Consider the following 21,788-nt stretch of genomic DNA (forward strand, 5'->3'; position numbering starts at 1 on the left):
GTCGTCCTATGCGTGCTGGCTGCTGACGGCGACGACCTCGCCCGTCATGTACGAGGAGTAGCCGGAGGCCAGGAACACGATCACGTTGGCCACCTCCCAGGGCTCGGCGTACCGCCCGAAGGCCTCGCGCGCGGTCAGCTCCTCCAGCAGCTGGGCCGAGGTCACCTTCACCAGGTGCGGGTGCATGGCGAGGCTCGGTGACACGGCGTTGACGCGTACGCCGTACTCGGCCGCCTCCAGCGCCGCGCACCGGGTCAGCGCCATGACCCCGGCCTTGGCGGCGGCGTAGTGGGCCTGTCCGGCCTGGGCGCGCCAGCCGACGACGGAGGCGTTGTTGACGATGGCACCACCTGTTGCGCGCATACGGCGCAGGGCCGCCCGCGTGCACCGGAACGTGCCGTTCAAGGTGACGTCCAGGACCCGGGTCCACTGCTCGTCGGTCATCTCGACGAGCTCCGAAGTCCCGCCCAGGCCGGCGTTGTTGACGACGATGTCCAGTCGCCCGTGCTCCCGGACGGCCGCGTCGAACAGTGCGCCGACCTGCGCCTCGTCGGTGACGTCGCACGGCACGGAGGTCACCGCGCCCTGGAACTCCCCGGCCAGCTCGGCGCCGTACTCCTTCAGCCGGCGTGCGTGCGCGTCGCTGATCAGGACGCGGGCGCCCTCCTCCAGGAAGCGGCGCGCGGTCGCCCCGCCGATGCCCGCGCCCGCGGCGGCGGTGATGACGGCGGTGCGTCCCTTCAGCAGCCCGTGCCCCGGTTCGTACACCGGACTCTCGACGCCTGTCATAGCGCCACGCTAACCTACCAAACACTTGTTAGGGAAGGACGGGTGTCCATGGATCTGGCGTTCACGCAGGAGGAAGAGGCCTTCCGCGCCGAGGCCCGCGCGTGGCTGCGCGCGCATGTGCCCGCCTCCCCGCTGCCCTCCCTGGAGACCCGGGAGGGCTTCGCCGCCCATCGCGTCTGGGAGGCGGAACTCGCCGAGGACCGCTGGTCGGTGGTCAACTGGCCGACCGAGTACGGCGGCCGGGACGCGGGAATCGTCGGCTGGCTGGTCTTCGAGGAGGAGTACTACGCGGCCGGGGCGCCCGGACGCGTCAACCAGAACGGCGTCAGCCTCCTCGCCCCGACCCTCTTCGACCACGGCACACCGGAGCAACGCGCGCGCGTGCTGCCGCCGATGGCCACCGGTGAGGTGATCTGGGCGCAGGCATGGTCGGAGCCGGAGGCGGGCTCGGACCTGGCGTCTCTGAGGTCCAGGGGGGTGCGCACGGAAGGGGGCTGGCTGCTCAGCGGCCAGAAGACCTGGTCCTCCAGGGCCGCCTTCGCGGACCGCGCCTTCGGGCTCTTCCGCACCGACCCGGACACCCCGAAACCCCACCAGGGCCTGACCTACCTGATGTTCGACCTGCGGGCCCCCGGGGTCACCGTCCGCCCGATCCGCCGCCTCGACGGGAAGCCGGCCTTCGCCGAGCTCTTCCTGGACGAGGTGTTCGTGCCGGACGAGGACGTCATCGGCGAGCCCGGCCAGGGCTGGCGGATCGCGATGTCGACGGCGGGCAACGAACGGGGGCTGATGCTGCGCTCACCGGGCCGATTCCTGGCGAGCGCCGACCGGCTGCGCGCCCTCTGGCGGGCCCAGGGCGGCCCCGCGTCCGCCCGCACCCGCGTGGCCGACGCCCTGATCGGTGCCCGCGCGTACCAGCTCTTCACTTTCGCCGCCGCCTCCCGCTTCCTGGACGGGGAGTCGATCGGCCCGGAGTCCAGCCTCAACAAGGTCTTCTGGTCCGAGTACGACATCGCGCTCACCGAGACGGCTCTGGATCTCCTCGGCGAGGATGAGGACCCCGACTGGTCCGAGCGCTATGTCTTCGCCCTCGCCGGCCCCATCTACGCCGGCACGAACGAGATCCAACGCGACATCATCGCCGAGCGTCTGCTGGGCCTGCCGAAGGGACGCCGGTGATGCGCTTCCTCCTGGACGCCGAGCAACGCGACTTCGCCACCTCCCTGAACGCGATGCTCGCCGCCGCCGACACCCCCTCCGTCGTACGGGACTGGAGCCGCGGCCACCACACCAGTGGCCGTGCCCTGTGGCGCCGTATCGCCGACGCGGGCGTCTTCGCACTGGCGGTACCGGAGACCTACGAGGGCTTGGGCCCGCGTCCCGTGGAACTGGCCTTGGCATTCGTGGAGTTGGGCCGCCACGCGGTACCGGGCCCCTTGGTCGAGACGGTGACGGCGTCGACGCTGCTGGCGTCACTGGACGACACCGGCCCGGCGAAACGCCTGCTGCCGTCGCTGGCCACGGGCGAGTCGACGGCAACCCTGGCCACTGGGTCGTACACACTCGACGCCGACATGGCAGACGTACGGTTGGCCGTCTCCGCCTGTCCGACGCCCACCGAACTCCGCCTCGCACCCCCACCCGGCCATCCCCCGAGCCCTTCCCTCGACCCCGCCCGCCGCCTCTTCAAGACCCCCCTCGGCGGCGAGCTGCTCGCCACCGACCCGCCCCTGGCCCCCGCCCTTCTCATTGCCCGCCTCACCACAGCCGCCCAAGCCCTCGGCACGGGCCTCGCTCTCCTGGACAGGACCGTCGTCCACGTGAAGCAGCGCACCCAGTTCGGCGCACCCATAGGTTCCTTCCAGGCCGTCAAGCACCAACTCGCCGACGCGGCGATCGCGTTGGAGTTCGCCCGTCCCCTGATCCTCGGCGCCGCCCTGACGATGACCGAGGAAGACGTCGCCGCCGCCAAGGTCACCGCGTGCGAGGCGGCGTACCGGACCGCCCGGACCGCGCTCCAGCTCCACGGCGCCATCGGGTACACGGCCGAGTACGACCTGTCCCTGTGGCTCACCAGGGCCCGCGCCCTGCGCACCGCCTGGGGCAGCCCCGACGAGTGCCGCGACACCGTCCTCAGTGGTGGTGATCGCCGCTGGTGAGCTCCCGGTACTCCGCCACCGTGGTCTTCTCGATCCGCGTGCCGGGACGGACATCGCCCGCGCGAGCTGGGCCCGCACCCGCTGGGAGCGCCTGACCGGCCGCCGCACCCCGGTGTGCAGCTGCGCCTGCGCGAGGGGCGCGTGGACTGGCCTTGGCCAGCGCGTAGACGCCGAGCCGCCCGTCCGCCCAGTCGGCGAGTCTCTCGCCCTTGCCGGCCTGTCCCCCTCGGGCCGTTTCGTTCACCGATCGCGCGCCGTCCCTACGTCGTCGCCTCCCCGTCGGATCACCCACAGGGTGGCGGTCACGTCCGGTCCAGCCAACGGGGCGTGCGGCAGCGGCCGATCGACTCGGCCCCTCCACTCACCCCGCTCCCGACGTCGGATATTTTGATCGCCGCCGTCCCCACCGGCTCAAGATCACCCCTGTCACTCCGAGGAGAGCCGGCCGTGGAACCCGAATCCGCCGTCACCACCTGCTATCGCCACCCCAAGGTGGAGTCCCATGTCCGCTGCACCCGCTGCGAGCGGTACATCTGCCCGGACTGCATGCGGGAGGCGGCCGTCGGCCACCAGTGCCCCGAGTGCGTGCGGGAGGGGGCACGGTCGGTGCGGCAGGCCCGGACCGCGTTCGGCGGGCGCATCACGGCCGTCCCCCTGGTGACGTACGTCCTCATCGCCCTCAACGTGCTGGCCTACGTCGGCGAGCTGGTGCGCCCGGCGATCGTGGACCGGTTCGAGATGCTGGGCATCGGCCTGGTGGGCCCGGACGGCGGCCACTACGAGTGGCAGGCCGCCTACCCCGCCGACTTCCACACCGAGGGCGTCGTCGACGGCGAGTGGTACCGGCTGCTCACCGGCGCCTTCCTCCATCTGCCGCCGACCGGGGGCACGTTCGGGATCCTGCACATCGTGATGAACATGGTGTCGCTGTGGAACATCGGCCGGGTGGTCGAGGCCCAGCTCGGCCGCCTCAGGTACGTCACCCTGTATCTGCTGTCGGCGCTCGGCGGCTCGGTCCTCGTCCTGCTGATCGCGCCCACCGAGGCCACGCTCGGCGCGTCCGGCGCGATCTTCGGGCTCGGCGCGGCGTACTACGTGATCGCCCGCCGGATCGGCGCCGACATGGCCCAGGTCAACCGGTTCATGGCGGGACTGCTGCTGTGGCTGCTGATCTCCGCGGGGCTGACCTCCTGGCAGGGCCACCTCGGCGGCCTGCTCGCCGGAGCCGTCGTCACCCTCGCCTACGCGTACGCTCCCCGAAACGACCGCCGCGCCCTGGTACAGGCGGGAGCCTGCGTCGTACTGCTGTTGGTGCTCCTGGTGGCCGCCTGGGCCAAGGTCGCCGAACTGACGGCTTCCCGGTGAGACGCGCCCGCCTGCTGCTCCTCGCGGCCGTCCCCGTGCTCGTCACGGCGTCGGTCTACGTCCTCGCGCCCGAGGACCCCGACGCGGGCGGGGCGGGCCCCGACCTCTCCTTTGCCTACCGGTCGCAGGCGGCCCAGGACGCCAAGGGTGCCGAGGGTGCCAAAGCCTGGGCCGAGCAGGCGGACAGCGCCACGGACGAGGTGCTCACCGGCCGGCCGCAGGGCCTCGCCGCCCCCGCCGAGAAGGACCTCGCCCAGCAACTCGTGGCGAGCGCCGAGAACTCCACCCTCGACTGGCGCAGCGCCTACGCCTACATCGAGGACATCGGCGACGGCCAGGGCTACACGGCCGGCATCATCGGCTTCTGCACCGGCACCGACGACCTGCTCGCCCTCGTCGAGCGCTATACGAAGGCCCACCCCGGCAACGGTCTCGCGAAATACCTCCCCGCCCTGCGCGAGGTCGACGGCACCGACTCCCACGAGGGCCTGGACCCCGGCTTCACCGCCGCCTGGAAGACGGAGGCCACCCGGCCGGCGTTCCAGAAGGCCCAGGACGCGGAGCGCGACCGCGTCTACTTCGATCCCGCGGTCCGCCTCGCCAAGCTCGACGGCCTCGGCCCGCTCGGCCAGTTCGTCTACTACGACGCCATGGTCTTCCACGGCCCCGGCACCAGCCCCACCGGCTTCTACGGCCTGCGCGAGCGCGCCCTGCAGAAGTCCGGCAGCCCGACCGAGGGCGGCTCGGAGAAGGCCTACCTGGACACCTTCCTCGACGTCCGCGAGGACGCCATGCGGACCCGCGACGCGGACATCGACACCTCCCGCGTCGACACCGCGCAACGGCGCTTCCTGGACGAGGGGAACCTGGACCTGAGGAGACCGCTGGAGTGGCAGGTGTACGGGGAGACGTACAAGGTGCCGTAGCAAAGGCGACGGCGCCTGCCTTCCGGTCCGGTCGGGGACGTGGAGGCAGGCGCCGCCAGTGTTCCGTACGCCTTTGTACGGGACGTTCTCAGGGGTGGGTCAGACCATCAGCGAGCGGTCCGTCGGCCGGATCGGTGCGGGCAGTTCGCTCGCGCCGGTCAGGAAGCGGTCGCAGCCGCGGGCGGCCGAGCGGCCCTCCGCGATCGCCCACACGATGAGCGACTGGCCGCGGCCGGCGTCACCGGCGACGAAGACGCCCGGCACGTTGGTCTGGAAGTCGGCGTCGCGGGCGATGTTGCCGCGCTCGTCGAGCTCCAGGCCGAACTGCTCGACCAGTCCGTTCTCGCGGTCGGTGCCGGTGAAGCCCATCGCGAGGGTGACCAGCTGGGCGGGGATCGTGCGCTCGGTGCCCGGCTTCGGGGTCAGCCTGCCGTCGATGAACTCGACCTCGCTGAGGTGCAGCCACTGGACGTTGCCGTCCTCGTCGCCCTCGAAGTGGGTCGTCGAGACCGAGTAGACCCGCTCGCCGCCCTCCTCGTGCGCGGAGGTGACCTTGTACAGCATTGGGAAGGTCGGCCACGGCTGGTGCGGGGCACGGTCCTCGCCGGGCCTCGGCATGATCTCCAGCTGTGTCACCGACGCCGCGCCCTGGCGGTGGGCGGTGCCCACGCAGTCGGCGCCGGTGTCGCCACCGCCGATGACCACGACGTGCTTGCCCTCGGCCGAGATCGGGGCGGTGACGTAGTCACCCTCCTGGACCTTGTTGGCCAGCGGCAGGTACTCCATGGCCTGGTAGATGCCCTTGAGCTCGCGGCCGGGGACCGGGAGGTCACGGGCGGTGGTCGCGCCGGCGGCGATGACGACGGCGTCGTACCGCTTCTTCAGGTCGGTCGCCTTGAGGTCGCGGCCGATCTCGATGCCGGTGCGGAAGCGGGTGCCCTCCGCGCGCATCTGCTCGATACGGCGGTTGATGTGCCGCTTCTCCATCTTGAACTCCGGGATGCCGTACCGGAGGAGGCCCCCGATGCGGTCCGCGCGCTCGTAGACGGCGACGGTGTGACCGGCCCGCGTGAGCTGCTGCGCGGCGGCGAGCCCGGCGGGGCCCGACCCGATGACCGCGACGGTCTTGCCGGACAGGCGCTCGGGGGCCTGCGGCTCGACATCGCCGCTGTCCCACGCCTTGTCGATGATCGAGACCTCGACGTTCTTGATGGTGACCGGCGGCTGGTTGATGCCGAGCACACACGCCGACTCACAGGGAGCCGGGCACAGCCGCCCCGTGAACTCGGGGAAGTTGTTCGTCGCGTGCAGGCGCTCCGAAGCCGCCGCCCAGTCCTCGCGGTAGGCGTAGTCGTTCCACTCGGGGATGAGGTTCCCGAGCGGACAGCCGTTGTGACAGAACGGGATGCCGCAGTCCATGCAGCGGCTGGCCTGCTTGCTGATGATCGGCAGCAGGGAGCCGGGGACGTAGACCTCGTTCCAGTCCTTCAGACGTACGTCGACGGGGCGGGACTTGGCGACCTCGCGGCCGTGGTTCAGGAAGCCCTTCGGGTCAGCCATTGATCGCCGCCTCCATCATCTTCTCGGTGATCTCGGACTCGGAGAGTCCCGCCTGCTCGGCGGCGTCCTTGGCGGCGAGCACTGCCTTGTACGTGCTGGGGATGATCTTGCTGAAGCGCTCGACGGCGGTGTCCCACTCGGCGAGCAGCTTCTCGGCGACCGTGGAGGCGGTCTCCTCCTGGTGGCGGCGCACCACGTCGTGCAGCCACTGCTTGTCGGTGTCGTCCAGCGCCTCCACGGCGTCCGCGTTGCCGACGTTGACGTTGTCCCGGTCGAGGTCGATCACGTAGGCGACACCGCCGGACATGCCGGCCGCGAAGTTGCGGCCCGTCTCGCCGAGGACCACCGCGTGACCGCCGGTCATGTACTCGCAGCCGTGGTCGCCCACGCCCTCCGAGACGACGGTGGCGCCGGAGTTGCGGACACAGAACCGCTCGCCGGTACGACCGCGCAGGAACAGCTCGCCGCCGGTCGCCCCGTAGGCGATGGTGTTGCCGGCGATCGTGGAGAACTCGGCGAGGTGGTCGGCGCCCCGGTCGGGGCGGACGATCACGCGGCCGCCGGAGAGGCCCTTGCCGACGTAGTCGTTGGCGTCGCCCTCCAGGCGCAGCGTGACACCGCGCGGGAGGAAGGCACCGAAGGACTGGCCGGCCGAGCCGGTGAAGGTGATGTCGATGGTGTCGTCGGGCAGGCCCGCGCCACCGAACTTCTTCGTCACCTCGTGGCCGAGCATGGTGCCGACCGTGCGGTTGATGTTGCGGATGGCGACCTGGGCGCGCACCGGCTGGGCGTCGGTCGCCGAGTCGGCGGCCAGGGCGTCGGCGGCGAGCTTGATGAGCTCGTTGTCGAGCGCCTTCTCCAGGCCGTGGTCCTGCTCGATGACCTGGTGCAGCGCGGCACCCTCGGGCAGCTCGGGCACGTAGAAGAGCGGAGCCAGGTCCAGGCCCTGCGCCTTCCAGTGGTTGACGGCCCGCTCGACGTCGAGCGTCTCGGCGTGGCCGACGGCCTCCTCGATGGAGCGGAAGCCCAGCTCGGCGAGGATCTCGCGGACCTCTTCGGCAATGAACTTGAAGAAGTTGACGATGTACTCGGCCTTGCCGGTGAACCGGTCGCGCAGCACCGGGTTCTGGGTGGCGATGCCGACCGGGCAGGTGTCCAGGTGGCAGACGCGCATCATGACGCAGCCGGAGACGACGAGCGGCGCGGTCGCGAAACCGAACTCCTCGGCGCCGAGCAGCGCGGCGATGACCACGTCACGGCCGGTCTTGAGCTGGCCGTCGGTCTGGACGACGATCCGGTCGCGCAGGCCGTTGAGCAGCAGGGTCTGCTGGGTCTCGGCGAGACCGAGCTCCCAGGGGCCGCCCGCGTGCTTCAGCGAGGTCAGCGGCGAGGCACCCGTGCCACCGTCGTGACCGGAGATCAGGACGACGTCCGCGTGCGCCTTGGACACACCCGCCGCGACCGTGCCGACGCCGACCTCGGAGACCAGCTTCACGTGGATCCGCGCCTGCGGGTTCGCGTTCTTCAGGTCGTGGATCAGCTGGGCCAGGTCCTCGATGGAGTAGATGTCGTGGTGCGGCGGCGGGGAGATCAGACCGACACCCGGGGTCGAGTGCCGGGTCTTGGCGACCCACGGGTAGACCTTGTGGCCGGGCAGCTGGCCGCCCTCGCCGGGCTTGGCGCCCTGGGCCATCTTGATCTGGATGTCGTCCGCGTTGACCAGGTACTCGGAGGTCACACCGAAGCGGCCGGAGGCGACCTGCTTGATCGACGAACGCCGCGCCGGGTCGTACAGCCGGTCCGCGTCCTCGCCGCCCTCACCGGTGTTGGACTTGCCGCCCAGCTGGTTCATGGCGATGGCGAGGGTCTCGTGCGCCTCCTTGGAGATGGAGCCGTACGACATGGCGCCGGTGGAGAAGCGCTTGACGATCTCGGAGACGGGCTCGACCTCGTCGACGGAGATCGGCTGCCGGTCCGACTTGAAGCCGAACAGGCCGCGCAGCGTCATGAGGCGCTCGGACTGCTCGTTCACGCGGTCCGTGTACTTCTTGAAGATGTCGTAGCGGTTCGCGCGCGTCGAGTGCTGGAGGCGGAAGACCGTCTCCGGGTCGAACAGGTGCGGCTCGCCCTCGCGGCGCCACTGGTACTCGCCGCCTATCTCGAGCGCGCGGTGAGCGGGCGCGATGCCGGAGGCGGGGTACGCCTTGGCGTGCCGGGCGGCGACCTCCTTGGCGATGACGTCGATGCCGACGCCGCCGATCTTGGAGGCGGTACCGCTGAAGTACTTCTGGACGAAGCCCTCTTCGAGACCGACGGCCTCGAAGACCTGGGCGCCGCGGTAGGAGGCGACGGTCGAGATGCCCATCTTCGACATGACCTTGAGGACGCCCTTGCCGAGGGCGTAGATCAGGTTGCGGATGGCCTGCTCGGGGTCCAGGCCGTTCAGGAAGGTGCCCGCGCGCAGCAGGTCCTCGACGGACTCCATGGCGAGGTACGGGTTCACGGCCGCGGCGCCGAAGCCGATCAGCAGGGCGACGTGGTGGACCTCGCGGACGTCACCGGCCTCGACCAGCAGGCCCACCTGGGTGCGCTGCTTGGTGCGGATGAGGTGGTGGTGGACGGCCGCGGTGAGCAGCAGCGAGGGGATCGGCGCGTGCTCGGCGTCCGAGTGGCGGTCGGAGAGGACGATCAGCCGGGCGCCGTTGTCGATGGCGGCGTCCGCCTCGGCGCAGATCTCCTCGATGCGGGCGGCGAGGGAGTCGCCGCCGCCGGAGACCCGGTACAGGCCGGACAGGGTCGCGGCCTTGAAGCCGGGCATGTCGCCGTCGGCGTTGATGTGGATGAGCTTGGCCAGCTCGTCGTTGTCGATCACCGGGAAGGGCAGCACGACGGAACGGCAGGAGGCGGCGCTCGGGTCGAGCAGGTTGCCCTGCGGGCCCAGCGAGGAGCGCAGGCTCGTCACCAGTTCTTCGCGGATCGCGTCCAGCGGCGGGTTGGTGACCTGCGCGAACAGCTGGGTGAAGTAGTCGAAGAGCAGGCGCGGGCGCTCGCTCAGCGCGGCGATCGGCGAGTCGGTGCCCATCGAACCGATCGGCTCCGCACCGGCCTTGGCCATCGGCGCGAGGAGGATGCGGAGCTCTTCCTCGGTGTAGCCGAAGGTCTGCTGGCGGCGGGTGACCGAGGCGTGGGTGTGCACGATGTGCTCGCGCTCGGGCAGGTCGCCGAGCTCGATCTCGCCGGCCTCCACCCACTCCGCGTAGGGCTGCTCGGCGGCGAGGCCGGCCTTGATCTCGTCGTCCTCGATGATGCGGTGCTCGACGGTGTCGACGAGGAACATCCGGCCGGGCTGCAGGCGGCCCTTGCGGACGACCTTGGCGGGGTCGATGTCGAGGACGCCGACCTCGGAGCCGAGGACGACGAGGCCGTCGTCGGTGACCCAGTAGCGGCCGGGGCGAAGGCCGTTGCGGTCGAGGACCGCGCCGACCTGCTTGCCGTCGGTGAAGGTGACACAGGCCGGACCGTCCCAGGGCTCCATCAGGTTGGAGTGGAACTGGTAGAAGGCGCGACGGGCCGACTCCATGGAGTCGTGGTTCTCCCACGCCTCCGGGATCATCATCAGCACGGAGTGCGGCAGCGAACGGCCGCCCAGGTGCAGGAGTTCGAGCACCTCGTCGAAGGACGCCGAGTCGGAGGCGTCCGGCGTACAGATCGGGAAGACGCGCTCGATGGCCTTGTCGTCGTTGCCGAAGAGGTCCGAGACCAGCTGGGACTCGCGGGCCGCCATCCAGTTGCGGTTGCCCTTGACGGTGTTGATCTCACCGTTGTGCGCGACGAAGCGGTACGGGTGCGCGAGCGGCCACGACGGGAAGGTGTTCGTGGAGAACCGGGAGTGCACGAGGGCGATCGCGGAGGCGAAGCGGCGGTCGGACAGGTCCGGGAAGAAGGGCTCCAGCTGGCCGGTGGTCAGCATGCCCTTGTAGACGATGGTCCGCGCGGACAGCGAGGGGAAGTAGACGTCGACCTCGCGCTCGGCGCGCTTGCGCAGCACGAAGGCCTTGCGGTCGAGGGCGATGCCCTCCGACGAACCGTCGGTCACGAAGACCTGGCGGAACACGGGCATCGTGGACCGGGCGGTGGCGCCGAGCAGCTGGGGGGCGACCGGGACCTCGCGCCAGCCGAGGACGGTGAGGCCCTCCTCGGCGGCGATCGTATCGATCTTCGAGACGGCGTCCTCGGTGCCGTCCTCCGGCAGGAAGGCGATACCGACGGCGTACGCACCGGCCGCGGGCAGCTCGAAGCCGGCCACCTCGCGGAAGAACGCGTCCGGAACCTGGGACAGGATGCCGGCGCCGTCACCCGAGTCGGGCTCGGAGCCGGTGGCACCGCGGTGCTCCAGGTTGCGCAGAACCGTGAGCGCCTGCTCGACCAGCGCATGGCTCGCCTCGCCGGTGAGGGTGGCCACGAAGCCGACGCCACAGGCGTCCTTTTCGTTGCGGGGGTCGTACATACCCTGCGCAGCAGGGCGAGCATCCATGAACGACCACTTCTGGCCACTCGTGGAGTGCTGGGACGGCTGGCGCGGCGTACGCATCGGCTCTCCCGTCGTCGTCAATTGGCTGGGGGCTCCTCCCAGGCACGTGAGGCTCTGGGGGTGCATATTGCCGAGGGACGACGTTGGCCCTCTGCGTGAGTGCAAAATTTCGTGCAGGTTACATGATGGAGCGGATCTCGGGAACCGGATAATCCGTTCCAACATGCGGACGCCACGCGGTGCGAGGGGGGTGTCGCACACGTGGCTTGAAGTAGGTGGGGCCGAACCGGACCGATCGGTCAGATCATGGTCCGTCGACCCAGGGGGGCGGTGAAAACGTCGTCACCGACCCCGCGAGCGCGCCGCAAGCGTCATTGCCCACAGTGCTTACGGCTCATGCCCAGTGGTTAAGCATTCGAAACCAGCGAGTAACGGCTATTTATGCGGCCCATCGCATAAGTAGCAGCCGATCTATCCTACGGCCGTTCCGAAGAAAGTGCCCAGGGCGTACGTCACACCAGCCGCCGCGCCTCCCAGAACGAGCTGGCGGAGTCCGCTGTACCACCAGGTCCGCGCGGTCACCCTGGCCACGACGGCACCACACGCGAACAGCCCGAGAAGAGCGAGCAGCACGGCGGGCCAGAGCGCGGTGGCGCCGAGCAGATACGGGAGCAGGGGGAGGAGGGCGCCCAGGGCGAAGGACCCGAAGCTGGAGACGGCGGCGACGAGCGGCGAGGGCAGGTCGCCCGGGTCGATCCCCAGCTCCTCACGGGCATGGATCTCAAGGGCCTGCTCGGGGTCCTTCGACAGCTGCCGCGCGACCTCGCGCGCCAGCTCGGGCTCGACACCGCGCCCCTCGTACAGGGCCGCGAGTTCGGCCTCCTCGTCCTGCGGGTGCTTGCGCAGCTCCCCGCGCTCCACATCCAGCTCGGCCTCGACGAGCTCGCGCTGGGAGGCGACGGAGGTGTACTCACCGGCGGCCATGGAGAAGGCGCCGGCGGCGAGCCCCGCGAGTCCGGTCAGCACGATGGTGTGCTGACCGACGGCCCCACCGGCGACTCCGGTCATCAGCGCCAGGTTGGAGACCAGACCGTCCATGGCCCCGAAGACGGCGGGCCTGAGCCAGCCACCGTTCACGTCCCGGTGCGTGTGGTTGTCGCGGTGGGCCTCGTGCAGCGGCGCTTCGATGTCGATGATGGCCATTCCGGTCCCCCAGGGAAGCTAAGCCAAAGCTAACTTTGGACACGTTCTAATTCTCAACAACGCTCACAGTACGTCGGCCCATTCCGCTCCGCCAGCAAGGAAAGGCTCGACTAACCTGCGGCTTTGCCTTCGAATGCGCAGACGATCATGGGAGCGCTCAGATGTCGACCGGGTGACGTTGAGGGCCGGGAGGCTGAGGTCAACCGCCGATGGTGGGACATATACGGCAAAAGGTTCCGCGCCTCGCGCGCGAACCTCCTCTGCTCCCCGGAGAGGCCGCGTATGACATCGATCGCCCGCGTTTCCTCGGTCCCGGCCCCCCAGGACGCCGCCGGACTCCGCGAACGGGCCCGCGGCGCCCTGCTGGGCCTGGCGGTCGGGGACGCCCTCGGAGCCCCCGCCGAGAACCTGAAGCCGTCGGAGATCCGCGCCCGCTGGGGCCGTATCGAGGGCTACGTGGTGGACGAGCCGACCGGCACGGACGACACGGAGTACGCGATCTTCTCGGGCCTGCTCCTCGCCCGCCACGGCTCGGCCCTCACCCCCTCGCACGTGGAGGCGGCCTGGCACGAGTGGATCGCGGACCGGGACGAGGGGCCGTTCCGGGGCGCCGGGTTCAGCGAGCGCGGCACGCTGGAGAACCTGCGCCGAGGCCTGGCGGCCCCGATCTCGGCTCAGCACCGCCACGCCTGGAGCGACGGTCTGGCGATGCGCGCGGCCCCCTTCGGCGTCTTCGCGGCGGGCCGCCCCGCGGAGGCGGCCCGCCTGGTGGCCGTCGACGGCTCGGTGAGCCACGACGGCGAGGGCATCTACGGCGGCCAGGCGGTCGCCGCGGGCGTGGCGGCGGCCATGGCGGGCGCTCCGGCGGTCGCCGTCGTCGCCTCCGCGCTGGCGGTGATCCCGGACGACAGCTGGACCGCCCGCTCCCTGCGCCGCGCCGTGGCGGTGGCCCACAGGGGCGAACGGGCGGTCCGCTCCGCGGTGGTGATCGGCGGCTATCCGTGGACCGACCTGGCCCCGGAGGCGGTGGCCCTCGCCTTCGGCGCGTACGCGGCGGCGGACGGCGACTTCCGCGAGGCAGTGCTGACGGCGGTGAACATGGGGAGGGACGCGGACACGACGGCGGCGGTGGCGGGTGCGCTGGCCGGCGCGACGAGGGGTGCGTCGGCGATCCCGGCGGCGTGGGCCGCGGCGATCGGCCCGGCGAGAGGCAGCTGTCTGCCCTCCATGGCGGGCCATCACGTGCTGGACGTCGCGGAGTTGCTGGTGGCGGGCGAGGACGGGAAGTGGGGCACGACCGGACTCACGCGGGAGTGGCCCGCACCCGACCCGGACGCCTTCACTCTGGCGGCGGGCGAGCCGGGGGCGGGCCGGTGAGGCCGCCGGGCCCGTGGGGCGAGGGCTCGACGGACGATCCGGGTCCTGCTGATCCCGCCTCCACGGCGAAGCCGAACGCTCCCGCGGCCGCCGACGGCGAGATCGCCCCACAGGGGCCACCCGCACCCGACAACGAAAGCCGCACGGGTGGTGCGGGTGGGAACGAACAGGCCGAAGGCGAAGCCGAGGACGCCGACGCGGCCCCGCTACCGCAGACAACCCGCGGAGCCGAGGACACCGACGCGGCCCCGCTGCCGCAGGCAACCCGCGAAGCCGAGGCCGCTCAAAGAGTCACCGGCCTCCTCCTGGGCCTGGCCGCAGGCGACGCCGCGGGCTGGCCCGCCGCCCGCCACAGAGCCGCCCGCATGCCCGACTGGACCCGCCGCCTCACCCGCGAACTCGACACCTTCGCCGAACAGAACGCCACCACCACCCTCCCCGTCCCCATCGCCCTCAACCAGCCCCCCGAGCCCCTCCGCCTCGGCCCCTCCGACGACGCCGAATGGGCGGCCTTCACCGCGGAGGCCCTCCTGAGGGCAGGCGACGACACCGCCCTCGGCGACCTGACGAGAGAGCGCCGTACGAGAGCCGCCATCGACCTCACCTGGAACGCTCTCGCCGCCGAGGTGGCCGCCGCGGCGGACCGCGCCCCCGAGATCGAGTCCGCCGTCCTCCCCCTCCGCGCCCGCATCTCCGTGCGAGCGGGACTCGGCAACCTCGCCACCGGCCTGCGCCCACCCGCCACCGGCCACGACAACCCCCACTACTTCGACGACGCGGCCTGCGTCAGGGCGTGTGTCCTCGCGGTCGCCCACCCCGGCGACCCCCGACTCGCCGCGGACCTGGCCGAGTTCGACGCCCGCTACACCCAGGACGGAGACGGGGTGCACGGAGCGAGAGCGATGGCCGCGGCCGTCTCCCTGGCCCTCAGCGGCACGCCCGTCGACGCCTGCGTGACGGCGGCCCTCGCCGAACTCCCCGAGGAGACGGAGATCGGCCGCAACGCCCGCCACGCCCTGCAGCTCGCCCGCACCTTCGGCACCGCCTTCGCCCTGATCCCCGCCCTGGAACACGAGATCGTCGACCACGTCTACAGCTACGGCATCGCCGCCGCCGAAACCGTCCCGGTGGCCCTCGCCCTGGCCACCGCCGCACAGGGCCGTATCGCCGAGGCGATCCCCGCGGCCGCCTGTCTCTCCCGCGTGGCCGACTCGGCCCCGGCCCTGGTGGGCGCCCTGACCGGCGCACTCGGCGGCGCCACCGCGATCCCCGCCACGTGGCGGGACTCCTGCCGCACCCTCTCCGGCTGCGCCCTGCCCCGTCTCACCGGCACCGACCTCGTGGAACTCGCCGAACTCCTGGTAGCCGCACAACCACCCCTCCCAGGAGGATGATTCCGGGCATGACGCCCAAAAGCCAAGAAAGCAGTCTCGAAGACCGCATCACCGGAGCCCTCGTCGGCGCGGCGGTGGGCGACGCCCTCGGCGGTCCCGTCGAGGGCTACTCCCCCGACCAGATCCTCGAACGCCACGCCGGCCGCGTCCACGGCATCGTCGGCCCCTGGAACGGCGACGCCTGGCGCACCGCCCGCCCCATCGCCCCGTATCACAAGGGCGACGGCCACGTCACCGACGACACCTTGCTGACCCACGCGCTGATCCGCGTCTACGACCGGGTCAGGGACCACCTCGACGCCTACGCGATCGCCGACCACCTGGTCCCCGACCTGATGACGAACCCGCGCTGGATCCCGGAACTGGAGGCGGAGGCCCTCCCCCTGCACCGCGTCTTCCTCGCGGAGAAGTGGCTGGTCACCCGGCTCCACTACGGCCACGTCGACCCCCGGGAAGCGGGCGTGGGCAACATCGTCAACTGCGGCGCGGCGATGTACATGGCCCCGGTCGGCCTGGTCAACGCGGCCGAACCGCGGGCCGCCTACACCGAGGCGCTGGACATCGCGGGCGCCCACCAGTCGTCGTACGGCCGAGAGGCGGCGGGGGTCTTCGCGGCGGCGGTGGCGGCGGCGTGCGAGCCGGGCGCGACCCCGGACTCGGTCGTGACGGCCTGTCTGCGGCTGGCGAAGGACGGCACGCGGACGGCGATCGAGAAGGTCTGCGAAGTGGCCGCCCACCACACGGACTTCGAATCGGCCCTACGACCCCTGCGGGACGCCGTGGCTCCCTACGACACCGTCGGCCCCGACTACCGCGCCCCCTCCCTCGGCGCCCGCCGCCCCTCCCGCCTCCACACCATCGAGGAACTTCCCGTCGCGCTGGCCATGTTGCTCGTGGCCGCGGGTGACTACCGGGAAGCCGTTCTCGGCTCGGTGAACTACGGCAGGGACTGCGACTCGATCGCCACGATGGCCGGCGCCCTGTCAGGCGCCCTGGGCTCCCCGGTCCCGGACGACTGGGCGAAGACGGTCTCGGAGGCGAGCCGCCTGGACCTGTGGGAACCGGCGACCACGCTGACCGCCGTGACCCGGGAGATCTTCGAGAGGGACGTGGACCGTCGCAGGACCCACGAGGCGGCCTTCGCGGAACTCGGAGGTCCCAGATGCTCCGACTGACCTGGGTCCAACCGGAAGACCTCATCGGCCACGAACTCCGCCAGGCGGCCCAGGACGGCAGGGAGCCCTCGGCGATCGCGGCGCGGTGGCGAGCCGCGGGGGGCGGGGAGGCGCCGATCCGAGCGGGCGCCTCGGCACAGCCCGCGTCCAGGTATCTGCGACAGCTCGCCGAGGATCTGCTGGACGAACTGGCGGATCTTCCGAGCGCGTTGGCGGACGACGAGCCCACCGACCTCGCGAGGATCAAGGCCCGCTGCCGGACGTGGCCGGCGCACGCCTCCCCGGCGACCCTCACCCAGGCCGGGCTGGAGGCGGCCTGGGTGGGCCGGGCCGTGGGCTGCCTCCTCGGCAAACCGGTGGAGAAGCTTTCCCTCGACGCCATCCGCCAACTCGCCCGGTCCACTGGCAACTGGCCCCTGAACACCTATTTCACGGCGAAGGGCGTCCCCGCCGAACTCCTCACCGCCCACCCCTGGAACCGCCGCTCGGCGCCCACCTCCCTCGCCGAGAACATCGACGGCATGCCCGAGGACGACGACCTCAACTACCCCCTGCTGAACCTGCTGTTGCTCCGACGCCAGGGCAGGCACTTCACCACCACGGACGTGGCGAGGCTCTGGCTCGACGAACTCCCCGCCGGCCGCACCTTCACCGCCGAACGCATCGCCTACCGCAACCTCCTCGAGGGTCTGGAACCCCCCAGAACGGCCCGCCACCGCAACCCCTTCCGCGAATGGATCGGCGCCCTGATCCGCGCGGACGTCCACGGCTGGACCAACCCCGGCGACCCGGCGGCCGCGGCCGAACAGGCCCACCGGGACGCCACCCTCACCCACACGGCGAACGGCGTCTACGCGGCGATGTTCACGGCCGCCGTGATCGCCCAGGCGGCGGCGACCCCCGACATCCACACCTGCCTGTGCACCGGCCTCAGTGTGATCCCCCCGAACTCCCGCCTGGCCGCAGCCATCACCCACGCCGTCCAACTGGCCGGGCGGCACGACGACTTCGACACGGTCGTGGACGAACTCCACGCCACCCACGCCGCGACCCACCACTGGGTCCACGCGATCCCCAACACCGCGCTGATCGCCGCCGCCCTCACCCACGCGAACGGCGAGTTCACAAGCTCCATTTGCAAGGCGGTCGGCGGAGGTTGGGACACCGACTCCAACGGCGCCACGGCGGGCAGCATCGCCGCCCTCCTGACCGGCGCCCCCGAGCACCTTCCCGACCGCTGGACCACCCCCCTGAAGAACCGTCTGGCCACCTCCGTCGCCGACTTCAACGGCACCGGCTTCGACACCCTGGCCCACCTCACCCACCGGGAGGCTGCTCGCCCATGACCCACATCGCCGTGCTCGGCAGCACCAACATGGACCTGGTCGCCTACGTCGAGAAGGCACCCCGGCTCGGAGAGACCGTCACCGGCAGGGATTTCCGTACGATCCCCGGCGGCAAGGGCGCCAACCAGGCGATCGCCGCGGCCCGCGCCGGCGCCACCGTCTCGATGATCGGGGCGGTCGGCCACGACCCCTTCGGTGCCCGCCTGCGCTCCACCCTCGAACACTCCGGCGTCACCACCGACCATCTGCGCACCGTCGAGGGCCCAACCGGCACCGCGCACATCGTCGTGGACGACGAGGGCGGCAACGCGATCGTCGTCGTCCCGGGCGCGAACGGCACCGTCGACCATCTCGTCCCGGGCGACGAGGGCCTGATCGGCTCGGCCGACGCCCTGCTCCTCCAGCTGGAGATCCCCCTGGCAGCGGTCCTCGCGGGCGCGCAGACGGCTCGCAACCACGGTGTCCGGACGATCCTCACCCCTGCCCCGGTCCAGCCCCTGCCGCCCGAACTCCTCGCCGCCACCGATCTGTTGGTCGCCAACGAGCACGAGGCGGCCACCCTCACCGGCCGCTCCGACCCGTTCGCCGCGGGTGCCGCCCTCCTCGACCGGGTCCCGCGCGTGGTGATCACCCTGGGCGCGGCGGGCAGCCTGTATCTGACCCGGGACGCCGAACCCCTCGTCGTCCCCGCCCCGCAGGTCACCGCCGTGGACTCCACCGGTGCGGGCGACACGTTCGTGGGCACGCTCGCCGTCGCCCTCGGCGAGGAACGGCCGATCCGGGAGGCGATGGCCTGGGCCGCCGCGGCGGCCGCGCTCTCCGTCCAGCGGGAAGGCGCCTCGGCGTCGATGCCGTACCGCTCCGAGATCGAGGCCCGGTACACGTCATGACCGAGACCCCCCTCGAGGGCCTGCGCGTGCTCGATACGGCCACCCTCTTCGCGGGCCCCCTCGCCGCCACCCTGCTCGGTGACTTCGGCGCGGAGGTCGTCAAGATCGAGCACCCCACGAAACCGGATCCCTCCCGCGGCCACGGCCCCTCGAAGGACGGCATCGGACTGTGGTGGAAGGTCCTGGGCCGCAACAAGCGCACCCTCACCCTGGACCTGTCCAAGCCGGGCGGCCGGACCACCTTCTTGCGGCTTGCCGCCTCCGCGGACGTGGTCATCGAGAACTTCCGCCCCGGCACCCTGGAGAAGTGGGACCTGGGCTGGCCGGAGCTGCAAGCCGTCAACCCCGGCCTGGTCCTCGCCCGCGTCACCGGCTTCGGCCAGTTCGGCCCCTACTCCCGGCGCCCCGGCTTCGGCACCCTCGCGGAGGCGATGAGCGGCTTCGCGGCGATCACCGGCGAACCGGACGCGCCCCCGGTCCTGCCGCCCTTCGGCCTGGCCGACTGCATCGCGGGCCTGGCCACGGCGTACGCGGTGATGACGGCGCTGGCGGCCCGCGACCGCACGGGCGAGGGCCAGGTCGTCGACATGGCGATCATCGAGCCGATCCTGACGGTCCTCGGCCCCCAGCCGACCTGGTACGACCAGCTCGGTCACGTCCAGGAGCGCACCGGCAACCGCTCCGCCAACAACGCCCCGCGCAACACCTACCGCACGGCCGACGGCACCTGGGTCGCCGTCTCCACCTCGGCCCAGTCCATCGCGGAACGCGTGATGCGGCTGGTGGGCCGCCCGGAGCTGATCGACGAACCGTGGTTCGCCACCGGTGCCGAGCGGGCCGCGCACGCCGACGTCCTCGACGCGGCGGTCGGTTCCTGGATCGCCGAACGCACCCGCACCGACGTCCTCGCCGCGTTCGAGAAGGCGGAGGCCGCCATCGCCCCGATCCAGGACATCCGGGACGTGATGGCCGACCCGCAGTACCAGGCACTGGACACCGTCACCACGGTCGACGACCCCGAACTCGGCCCGCTGCGCATGCAGAACGTCCTCTTCCGGCTCTCCTCGACCCCCGGCGCGATCCGCTGGGCGGGCCGTCCGCACGGCGCGGACACGGACGAGATCCTGACGGAACTGGGCCTGACCGAGGCCGAGTTGAAGGCGCTGCGCACGGAGGGCGCGCTGTGAGGCCGTACCCTCTGACCTGGCTCTACGTCCCCGGCGACCGCCCGGAGATCGTCACCAAGGCACTGGTGGCCGGTGCCGACGTCGTGGTCGTCGACCTGGAGGACGCGGTCGCCCCCGACCGCAAGCGCTACGCCCGCGAGGCCACCGCCGAACGTCTCGGCACCCCCCAGCCGATCCCGGTCCACGTCCGGGTGAACGCCCTGGACAGCTCCTGGGCGGCAGCGGACCTGGCGGCGATCGCCGCCCTCCCGGGCGTCTCCGGCCTGCGCCTGCCCAAGGTCACCGCCCCCGCCCAGATCACCCACGTCGCACGGGCGACGGCCCGGTCCGAAGGAGACGCCCCGGCCCTGTACGCCCTGCTGGAATCAGCCCTGGGCGTCGAGCACGCCTACGCCATCGCCACCGCCCACCCGATCCTGCGGGGCATCGCCCTCGGTGAGGCGGACCTACGCGCCGACCTGGGTGTACGGCACGACGGGGGCCTGGACTGGTCCCGCTCCCGCGTGGTGGTGGCGGCGAGAGCGGCGGCCCTCCCTCCTCCGTCCCAGTCGGTCCACCCCGACATCCGGGACCTGGAGGGCCTGAGATCCTCCTGCGCCCACGGCCGGGCTCTGGGCTTCCTGGGCCGGGCAGCCGTCCATCCCCGCCAGCTTCCGGTGATCGAGCGCGCCTACCTCCCCACGGAGGAGGAGATCGAGCACGCGGAGACGATCCTCAAGGCGGCGCAGGCCCACCAGGGGGCCCAGGCGCTCCCGGACGGCACCTTCATCGACGCGGCGGTGGTGACCCAGGCGCACCGCACCCTGTCCCTCGCCCACCGCGGCTGACACACGACGAGGGCGCCCCGGCGATCCGGGGCGCCCTCGTCGACGTACGACCGGCCGTCAGGTCTTCTTCGCGGACTCGGCCTCGGCCTCGTCCGTCACCTCGGCGGTGTCCGCCTCGGTCTTCTTCTCGCCGTCGGCCTTCTCGCCCTCTTCGGCCTCGGCGTCGGCGACGTCCGCACCCGGCTCGACGACTTCCTCACGCCCCGGCCGCTTCTTCGACGACACCACGATGTAGGTCACCGCGAGCAGGAACACGATGATCGCGGTCCAGACATTGAGCCTGACCCCGAAGATGTGGTGGGCGTCGTCGATGCGCATGTACTCGATCCAGCCGCGCCCCGTGCAGTACGCGGCGACGTACAGCGCGAACGCCCGTCCGTGCCCCAGCGTGAAGCGGCGGTCGGCCCAGATGACGAGGAGCGCGACACCGATGCACCACAGCGACTCGTACAGGAACGTCGGGTGGTAGTAGCCCGGTACCCGGCCGTCCGTGGAGGACGTGATGTGCAGGGCCCACGGCAGGTCGGTGGGCTTGCCGTACAGCTCCTGGTTGAACCAGTTGCCCCAGCGGCCGATGGCCTGCGCGAGGGCGATGCCGGGGGCGATGGCGTCGGCGTAGGCCGGCAGCGGGATGCCCCGGCGGCGGCAGCCGATCCACGCGCCGACGGCGCCGAGCGCGATCGCGCCCCAGATGCCGAGACCGCCCTCCCAGATCTTGAAGGAGTCGACCCAGTCACGGCCCTCGCTGAAGTACAGCTCGTAGTCCGTGATCACGTGGTAGAGGCGGCCGCCGAGCAGTCCGAACGGCACCGCCCAGACCGCGATGTCGGCCACCGTGCCGACCCGCCCGCCCCGGGCGATCCAGCGCTTGTTGCCGAGCCAGACGGCAACGAAGACGCCGATGATGATGCAGAACGCATAGCCACGCAGCGGGATGGGACCGAGGTGGATCACCCCGCGCGACGGGCTGGGAATGTAGGCAAGTTCCATGGCAGGGTCGACGCTACCCTGCCGGGCCGGGCCCACGGCAGGCGGCCCGGCAACGGGTCCATAACAGGC

At 71.6% G+C, this 21,788-nt stretch carries 17 protein-coding genes; 11 read left to right on the forward strand and 6 right to left on the reverse strand.

The genetic code is table 11. The annotated features are described in order from the left end of the window. Window positions 1-6: 6 nt before the first annotated feature. The gene (locus ABZT06_RS26590) at window positions 7-789 is read right to left on the reverse strand and encodes an SDR family oxidoreductase (RefSeq protein WP_355745747.1); all 783 of its coding nucleotides are present in this window, start codon (window positions 787-789) and stop codon (window positions 7-9) included. Window positions 790-837: 48 nt separating this feature from the next. Between ABZT06_RS26590 and ABZT06_RS26595 the strand changes: the two genes are divergently transcribed. Both ABZT06_RS26595 and ABZT06_RS26600 read left to right on the forward strand, forming a co-directional pair. After that, window positions 838-1,968 carry an acyl-CoA dehydrogenase family protein gene (locus tag ABZT06_RS26595; protein ID WP_355745750.1) on the forward strand — a complete coding sequence of 377 codons (1,131 nt, stop codon included), beginning with the start codon at window positions 838-840 and terminating at the stop codon, window positions 1,966-1,968. Further along, a complete protein-coding gene (locus tag ABZT06_RS26600) occupies window positions 1,968-2,948 on the forward strand; it encodes an acyl-CoA dehydrogenase family protein (RefSeq protein WP_355745753.1) in 981 nt (326 codons plus the stop codon). The genes ABZT06_RS26595 and ABZT06_RS26600 overlap by 1 nt, the downstream gene beginning before the upstream one ends. Here the strand turns inward: ABZT06_RS26600 and ABZT06_RS26605 are convergent. Continuing rightward, window positions 2,923-3,192, reverse strand: coding sequence for a hypothetical protein (locus tag ABZT06_RS26605; protein ID WP_355746044.1), 270 nt, complete (start codon window positions 3,190-3,192; stop codon window positions 2,923-2,925). The two genes, ABZT06_RS26600 and ABZT06_RS26605, sit on opposite strands and share 26 nt — an antisense overlap. 203 nt (window positions 3,193-3,395) lie before the next feature. Here ABZT06_RS26605 and ABZT06_RS26610 point away from each other — a divergent pair, with 203 nt between their 5' ends. Next, window positions 3,396-4,313, forward strand: a complete 918-nt coding sequence (locus ABZT06_RS26610) for a rhomboid family intramembrane serine protease (RefSeq protein ID WP_355745756.1) — start codon at window positions 3,396-3,398, stop codon at window positions 4,311-4,313. After that, window positions 4,310-5,239, forward strand: coding sequence for a chitosanase (locus tag ABZT06_RS26615; protein ID WP_355745759.1), 930 nt, complete (start codon window positions 4,310-4,312; stop codon window positions 5,237-5,239). Before ABZT06_RS26610 ends, ABZT06_RS26615 begins: the two co-directional genes overlap by 4 nt. 99 nt (window positions 5,240-5,338) lie before the next feature. On the opposite strand, the gene ABZT06_RS26620 is transcribed toward ABZT06_RS26615, so the two are convergent. The 3 genes from ABZT06_RS26620 to ABZT06_RS26630 form a co-directional block, all read right to left on the reverse strand. Continuing rightward, window positions 5,339-6,799 (reverse strand): glutamate synthase subunit beta, encoded by a 1,461-nt coding sequence (locus tag ABZT06_RS26620; protein ID WP_355745762.1) that lies wholly within the window; start codon window positions 6,797-6,799, stop codon window positions 5,339-5,341. Further along, window positions 6,792-11,390, reverse strand: a complete 4,599-nt coding sequence (gene gltB, locus ABZT06_RS26625; RefSeq protein ID WP_355745765.1) for a glutamate synthase large subunit — start codon at window positions 11,388-11,390, stop codon at window positions 6,792-6,794. Before gltB ends, ABZT06_RS26620 begins: the two co-directional genes overlap by 8 nt. A gap of 411 nt (window positions 11,391-11,801) precedes the next feature. Further along, entirely contained in the window at window positions 11,802-12,533 is a 732-nt protein-coding gene (locus ABZT06_RS26630; RefSeq protein ID WP_355745768.1) for a VIT1/CCC1 transporter family protein, read from the reverse strand. 282 nt (window positions 12,534-12,815) lie between these two features. Here ABZT06_RS26630 and ABZT06_RS26635 point away from each other — a divergent pair, with 282 nt between their 5' ends. From ABZT06_RS26635 to ABZT06_RS26665, 7 genes are read left to right on the forward strand one after another with little or no spacing between them, the layout of a single operon-like run. Continuing rightward, window positions 12,816-13,910 carry an ADP-ribosylglycohydrolase family protein gene (locus tag ABZT06_RS26635; RefSeq protein WP_355745771.1) on the forward strand — a complete coding sequence of 365 codons (1,095 nt, stop codon included), beginning with the start codon at window positions 12,816-12,818 and terminating at the stop codon, window positions 13,908-13,910. Further along, window positions 13,907-15,304, forward strand: coding sequence for an ADP-ribosylglycohydrolase family protein (locus ABZT06_RS26640; protein WP_355745774.1), 1,398 nt, complete (start codon window positions 13,907-13,909; stop codon window positions 15,302-15,304). The genes ABZT06_RS26635 and ABZT06_RS26640 overlap by 4 nt, the downstream gene beginning before the upstream one ends. Before the next feature lie 8 nt (window positions 15,305-15,312). Further along, the gene (locus ABZT06_RS26645) at window positions 15,313-16,479 is read left to right on the forward strand and encodes an ADP-ribosylglycohydrolase family protein (protein WP_355745777.1); all 1,167 of its coding nucleotides are present in this window, start codon (window positions 15,313-15,315) and stop codon (window positions 16,477-16,479) included. Beyond that, a complete protein-coding gene (locus ABZT06_RS26650) occupies window positions 16,467-17,825 on the forward strand; it encodes an ADP-ribosylglycohydrolase family protein (RefSeq protein WP_355745780.1) in 1,359 nt (452 codons plus the stop codon). The genes ABZT06_RS26645 and ABZT06_RS26650 overlap by 13 nt, the downstream gene beginning before the upstream one ends. Further along, window positions 17,822-18,715 carry a ribokinase gene (gene rbsK / locus ABZT06_RS26655; protein ID WP_355745783.1) on the forward strand — a complete coding sequence of 298 codons (894 nt, stop codon included), beginning with the start codon at window positions 17,822-17,824 and terminating at the stop codon, window positions 18,713-18,715. The genes ABZT06_RS26650 and rbsK overlap by 4 nt, the downstream gene beginning before the upstream one ends. Then, the gene (locus ABZT06_RS26660) at window positions 18,712-19,902 is read left to right on the forward strand and encodes a CoA transferase (protein ID WP_355745786.1); all 1,191 of its coding nucleotides are present in this window, start codon (window positions 18,712-18,714) and stop codon (window positions 19,900-19,902) included. The genes rbsK and ABZT06_RS26660 overlap by 4 nt, the downstream gene beginning before the upstream one ends. Beyond that, on the forward strand, window positions 19,899-20,729 hold the full coding sequence (locus ABZT06_RS26665; protein WP_355745789.1) for a CoA ester lyase: 831 nt from the start codon (window positions 19,899-19,901) through the stop codon (window positions 20,727-20,729). The genes ABZT06_RS26660 and ABZT06_RS26665 overlap by 4 nt, the downstream gene beginning before the upstream one ends. A gap of 57 nt (window positions 20,730-20,786) precedes the next feature. Here ABZT06_RS26665 and lgt read toward each other — a convergent pair whose 3' ends face one another. After that, complete coding sequence (lgt, locus tag ABZT06_RS26670) at window positions 20,787-21,719, reverse strand: prolipoprotein diacylglyceryl transferase (RefSeq protein WP_355745791.1); 933 nt, start codon at window positions 21,717-21,719, stop codon at window positions 20,787-20,789. Window positions 21,720-21,788: the final 69 nt, after the last annotated feature.

The organism is Streptomyces sp. NPDC005483 (assembly GCF_040606035.1).
GTDB lineage: Bacteria > Actinomycetota > Actinomycetes > Streptomycetales > Streptomycetaceae > Streptomyces.

Bases quoted from the DNA above. Each gene is read 5' to 3' on its own strand.
- ABZT06_RS26590 (WP_355745747.1), bottom strand. From the start codon at position 789: ATGACAGGCGTCGAGAGTCCGGTGTACGAACCGGGGCACGGGCTGCTG.
- ABZT06_RS26595 (WP_355745750.1), top strand. From the start codon at position 838: ATGGATCTGGCGTTCACGCAGGAGGAAGAGGCCTTCCGCGCCGAGGCC.
- ABZT06_RS26600 (WP_355745753.1), top strand. From the start codon at position 1,968: ATGCGCTTCCTCCTGGACGCCGAGCAACGCGACTTCGCCACCTCCCTG.
- ABZT06_RS26620 (WP_355745762.1), bottom strand. From the start codon at position 6,799: ATGGCTGACCCGAAGGGCTTCCTGAACCACGGCCGCGAGGTCGCCAAG.
- gltB (WP_355745765.1), bottom strand. From the start codon at position 11,390: ATGCGTACGCCGCGCCAGCCGTCCCAGCACTCCACGAGTGGCCAGAAG.
- ABZT06_RS26630 (WP_355745768.1), bottom strand. From the start codon at position 12,533: ATGGCCATCATCGACATCGAAGCGCCGCTGCACGAGGCCCACCGCGAC.
- ABZT06_RS26635 (WP_355745771.1), top strand. From the start codon at position 12,816: ATGACATCGATCGCCCGCGTTTCCTCGGTCCCGGCCCCCCAGGACGCC.
- ABZT06_RS26645 (WP_355745777.1), top strand. From the start codon at position 15,313: ATGACGCCCAAAAGCCAAGAAAGCAGTCTCGAAGACCGCATCACCGGA.
- ABZT06_RS26650 (WP_355745780.1), top strand. From the start codon at position 16,467: ATGCTCCGACTGACCTGGGTCCAACCGGAAGACCTCATCGGCCACGAA.
- rbsK (WP_355745783.1), top strand. From the start codon at position 17,822: ATGACCCACATCGCCGTGCTCGGCAGCACCAACATGGACCTGGTCGCC.
- ABZT06_RS26660 (WP_355745786.1), top strand. From the start codon at position 18,712: ATGACCGAGACCCCCCTCGAGGGCCTGCGCGTGCTCGATACGGCCACC.
- lgt (WP_355745791.1), bottom strand. From the start codon at position 21,719: ATGGAACTTGCCTACATTCCCAGCCCGTCGCGCGGGGTGATCCACCTC.